Source organism: Patescibacteria group bacterium (assembly GCA_041667185.1).
GTDB lineage: Bacteria > Patescibacteriota > Patescibacteriia > SG8-24 > SG8-24 > JBAYFM01.
The window spans coordinates 1-4,577 of sequence record JBAYFM010000025.1 but is presented as its reverse complement, the minus strand read 5'-3'; the positions used below and the strand labels follow the sequence as shown (position 1 = coordinate 4,577).

Genomic DNA, 4,577 nt, shown 5'->3' with positions numbered 1-4,577 from the left:
GAACGGCGTCATGGTTCCGAACGGCGTCATGGTTCCGAACGGCGTCATGGTTCCGAACGGCGTCATGGTTCCGAACGGCGTCATGGTTCCGAACGGCGTCAAGGTTCCGAATGCCTCCAAGAAAGTCAGTGCTTCCTTGAAAAAGCTTTACAAGAAATAAGCTTTCAGTAGTCGCTCTGATCCAGGCCTCACCCTCTCCGCCGGTTTCTGGCGGGGAGGGTGTCCTGGCTCTTGGCCATCAGCCATTAGCTGGTGGTCGGAAGCCAGCGGACCCTGAGTGTCATTTCCACCTCGCCTCAAGTGCGGGGTTTCACTCCAACGTGAATCCGGCGCTGTATCGGGTTGGATCTCCGCCGGTCCTTTCGGGGAATATAATAAAAAGCACGGCCGTCTAAATCAGCTGCTAGCCGATAGTCAGTCATTAACCGCTGGCTAATGATCATCGGCCAACAACCAGCGGTGTCAGCTGCCTATGCCACATTCGCTCAACAGTTTGCCGCGCTCGAACGATAATCAATGTGCCATCGCGCCGTCGGCCGGAACCGGGAAACGCGGCGGTCTCGCGCGGTTGATGCTGGCGTCTTTCGGGTTTTCCGTCATCTGGGCCTTGATGTGGAGTCATATCCAGGCGTTCGTCATTTCCTCGACCGGACCAGCCTATATCTCCCACCTCTTCATCATGCTGACTTGTTCCGGTCTGATCGGGTCGTATTTTCTGTTGGCGCCGCTCCGGTCCTGGACCGCCTCGCGGCAGGGCTTGGCCGCTTCTCTGGTCTCGGCTGTCTGTCTCGGCCTGCTGCTTGTGCCGCCCACGGGATCATCCCTGGATTTTGCTCTTCGCCTCGCAGTCGAAGCCATGCTTATCGGCGCGTTCCTATCGATCGCTATGGAAAAGGTCCGGGTCGTGCTCAGCCACGCCGTGAGCTATGCCGAGCTTCAGGCCGCGGAGTCGCGTATTGCCGCGGTCGAAACCATTGGTTCTGTCGTAGCCGGCATTGGCTTGGCCGCTCTGAGTTCACGGTTGCCACTCGCGGCTCTTGTTGTTATCTCCTTGGTCATTCTGTTGGCGCTCGTTCCAGCCTATTTCGGCGCGTTCCATCAGGAACAAGAAGCGGTCGCGGCTGAGGCTGCGGTCGAAGCCGGAGCCGGGGAGGATCCGGCGGTCGATTCGTTGTCCCTGAAGAGCATTAGCGGACAGTTGTCCTTGTCAGTCGCTATCCTGTACGGCCTGAATCTGCTTTTATCCCTAATCTTCGGCTACGTTTTCCTGCTCGCGGTCTCCGGCCGGTTCACAGATGGCGGGGAGATCAATGCTTTCATCGGCTGGTATTACATCATCCTGGGCGTGAGTACCTTGCTGTTTTTGTACGCCGTTCGGCCTTTCATGATACGTTGGCTGGGATTGTCCGGGTCTTTTTTCACCAGCTTCGCGATCGTGGGTCTCGGACTCGTCGCTATGATTTTTTCGCCGAGTTTCATGCCAGCCATTGTCTCGGTCTTCCTTATGAACCTTTTTTTTCTCATCGGCCGGTACGTCGCGCTTGTCGGTTTGCAGCTCCTGGACCGCGAGCGCTGCAATCTGGCCTGGTCCTGGATCAGCGGTCCTTTGAACAATTCCCTGAGTCTGGGCGTGGCGGCCTGTTCGGCCATCTTCACGGTCGCGATCTGGGGGAGCACGGAGCGGGCCTTGTGGGCGCTGGCCTGGCTGCTGCTCGTGCTGGTGGTTGTGACGCTATGGTCGGTCCGGGGTTTCAGCCGAGCCGTGTTTGCCGAGGTCATCGCGAATCTCGGCGGTTCTGACTCTGGGAGGCGGGCGCGGACTCGGGAGTTCGTCGCGAACCGGGGCGTCAAGGTGGCGAGGGTTCTGGCTGCTTTGCGGCGCGTTCTGGAGGAGCCGGACATCGAGGTTGGACGCAGGGAGATCGTCAGCGGTTCTATTGCCGAGCTGGAGGCTTTGGTTGATAAGGACGCGAGCAAGAAGTAGGGAGATATCATTTTATGTTCAAACTTTTCTTGAGCCGCGCTCAGGCCGGCGATCGTCTGGCAGCGAAGCTTCGCCGGTTCGCTGGTCCGGAGAGCGTCGTCATCTCGCTGCCGCGGGGCGGCATCGCGACCGGCATCAGGATTGCCGATCGCTGGCGGCTGCCGCATGACTTGATCGCGCCGCGCAAGATCCCGGAGCAGAAACGGCAGGAGTGGAGCGTTGGCGCCGTGACAGCTTCCGGTGTGGCGGTCTGGGATAATTATCTGAAGAATCGGGAGCCGGCCGGTTATTTGCGTCGCGTCCTGAAGGAGCAGATCGCGGAAGCGAGGCGGCGGGAGCGGCATTATCGGTTGCGCCGGGGGCCGCTTGCGGTCGCTGGTCGGACGGTCATCGTGGCCGACGATGGCGTGGCGCGCGGTTGGACCATGCTCGCGGCCATCGAGGACGTCAAAGCCGCAGGCGCGACGCGGGTTGTGGTTGCCGTACCGGTCATCTCGAAGACCGGACTCCGATTGTTGCGCGGACATGCTGACGCGGTCGTCTATCTGCATTGTCCGCGGCGTTTTTGGGCGGTCGGAGCCTACTACCGCAAAGGAACGTTCGATGCGGTGGGGGATGACGAGGTTCGGCGGTTGTTGCTCGACCATGAGCGCCGCGTGCGGACGAAACGTCGGCAGTGAGTCGGGAGCGGGCCGGGGCCGGGGTAGGAGCCGGCGGACAGAGTTGATATAATGAATCTATGAAGACGCGAACTTACACTTTGCCGGAGCCGACCGCGGTGGAACTGCGGCTTTTGCGGCTGTTGTCCGGTTCAGGGCGGCTGTTGGCCCACTGGGAGCGTTTTTCCAATGGCGAGCTGTTCGTGAGTGCGGCAGGGGTCGTTGATCGGACTTGTGTCGTGGCGCGAACTTATCCGCCGGAAGAGAATCTGGTGCGGTCGCTGCTGTTGGTCGATACTTTGCGCCGCAATGGCAGCCGCGACATCCGCGTGATCCTGCCGTATTTCGCTTATGGCCGGCAGGACGAGATCAGCGAGCCGGGCGATGCTTTGTCAGCGGTCTTCGTGGCCGATCAGTTCCGGGCCGCCGGCGCGTCGGTCGTGGTTTCAGCTGATGTTCATAATATGGAGGCTCTTCGGGCCGCCAAGGTGAAGGTCGTGGATGTGCCGCTGGCGCCGGTCTTCGCGCGCGTTTTGCGAAGCGGCTTGAAGTCCGATCAGTTCACCGTGGTGTCGCCAGACGAGGGCGGACGTCCGCGCGCCGAGCGTCTGGCGAAGCTATTGCCGGGACATCCGCCGGTGGTCCATCTGAAGAAGCATCGGCAGCGTTTCGCGGGCGTGCGGTTGCTGGATTTCGTCGGGGCGCCAGTCGGGGATACGGCGGTCATCGTGGACGACATGGTGGATACCGCCGGGACGCTGGAGTTGGCGGTGGGGGAGTTGCGGCGACGCGGATTCAAGAGATTGTTTTTGTGCGCGACTCACCCGATCCTGTCCGGTCCAGCCGTGGCGCGACTGCGGCGGATGCGCTTCGCGCGCATCCTGTTCTCCGATTCCATCGGATTGAGTCCGGCTACCGCCCGTCTCCCGGGTCTCAAGGTTGTCTCCTGCGCCGAAGCGCTGGCGTCCGCCAGCCGCTAGCCATCAGTTCTTACCAAAAAACCGCCCTGCCATGGGCATTTTTTTGTCCCACCATCGGTGCCTGACACCGAGGTGTCAGGCACCGATGGTGTACGAGGTAATAAATAAGCTCAAATGATGTCCCTTCGGTGTCAGGCACCGTCAGTGCCTGACACCGAGGTTGTTTCGCGGATCGATTGACGGTAGGCCTTTTGTCGTTGCGCGGCGTTCGATCCCAGAGATCGGTAGAGCGGGTTCGCGTCAACTAGCTGGTCTGGGCCGCCGTAGGCATAGAAGTTGTAACTGGAGTACGGCCAATCTATGGGATCATCGGCGAGACCGGAACGGACCGGATTCATCTCGATGTAGTTGCCGCAGGTCAGCAGATATTCGTCATTGTCGATGAGCTTGCTTTTGAAGCGCCCTTGCCACACATGACCGGCGAAAGCGTTATTTCGGCAAAACCGCTTAGCAAAGCGACATTGGAGGTTTTTCATGAAAGGCGAGAGGCCATCCTCGAGGATTCTGAGCAGCAGGTGAATATGGTTGGGCATCAGCGCGTAATGATACAAAAGAACGCCATGAGGCGTTTTTAGTTCGGCGATATCCGCCAGGTATGATCGATAGTCTTCCGACCCTTTGAACAGGGTCATGCGGTCGTTGCCGCGAGCGTAGACGTGGAAGACTGAGCCGGGAGCGACGAGGTTGCGACGTGGAGGTCTAGGCATAGTCGGCCTTTCTTATACCAAGCCGATATTTTGTGCAAGTGCCGGGAGGGTGTCTGTCCCTCCGGTGTCAGGCACCGAAGTGTGTGGTGTAATAAATAAGCTCAAATATTATTAGCGGTTGTCATTTTGGTGTCAGGCACCGTTGGTGCCTGACACCGATGGGGGGGGGGGGGGGGGGGGCCTATACCAAAAAAAAAAAGGGCACCCTGAAAGTGGAGGGGACGGGGCGGGTGGGGGTTGTCAGCTT

General features: G+C 59.7%; 4 protein-coding genes. 3 read left to right on the top strand and 1 reads right to left on the bottom strand.

The window, feature by feature from the left end:
* Positions 1-472: 472 nt before the first annotated feature.
* Genes WCT10_06050 through prs form a run of 3 tightly spaced genes read left to right on the top strand, consistent with a single transcriptional unit; the run spans position 473 to position 3,623 of the window.
* Entirely contained in the window at positions 473-1,984 is a 1,512-nt protein-coding gene (locus tag WCT10_06050) for a hypothetical protein (protein MFA6604360.1), read from the top strand.
* A 14-nt stretch (positions 1,985-1,998) separates the two neighbouring features.
* Positions 1,999-2,664, top strand: coding sequence for a phosphoribosyltransferase family protein (locus tag WCT10_06045; protein ID MFA6604359.1), 666 nt, complete (start codon positions 1,999-2,001; stop codon positions 2,662-2,664).
* Between the two features lie 59 nt (positions 2,665-2,723).
* Complete coding sequence (gene prs, locus WCT10_06040; protein MFA6604358.1) at positions 2,724-3,623, top strand: ribose-phosphate diphosphokinase; 900 nt, start codon at positions 2,724-2,726, stop codon at positions 3,621-3,623.
* 131 nt (positions 3,624-3,754) lie between these two features.
* Here the strand turns inward: prs and WCT10_06035 are convergent, their stop codons facing one another.
* Positions 3,755-4,330, bottom strand: coding sequence for a transposase (locus tag WCT10_06035; protein MFA6604357.1), 576 nt, complete (start codon positions 4,328-4,330; stop codon positions 3,755-3,757).
* Between the last annotated feature and the right edge of the window lie 247 nt (positions 4,331-4,577).

Coding starts and splice junctions, on each gene's coding strand:
- WCT10_06050 (MFA6604360.1), top strand. CDS start 473: ATGCCACATTCGCTCAACAGTTTGCCGCGCTCGAACGATAATCAATGT.
- WCT10_06045 (MFA6604359.1), top strand. CDS start 1,999: ATGTTCAAACTTTTCTTGAGCCGCGCTCAGGCCGGCGATCGTCTGGCA.
- prs (MFA6604358.1), top strand. CDS start 2,724: ATGAAGACGCGAACTTACACTTTGCCGGAGCCGACCGCGGTGGAACTG.
- WCT10_06035 (MFA6604357.1), bottom strand. CDS start 4,330: ATGCCTAGACCTCCACGTCGCAACCTCGTCGCTCCCGGCTCAGTCTTC.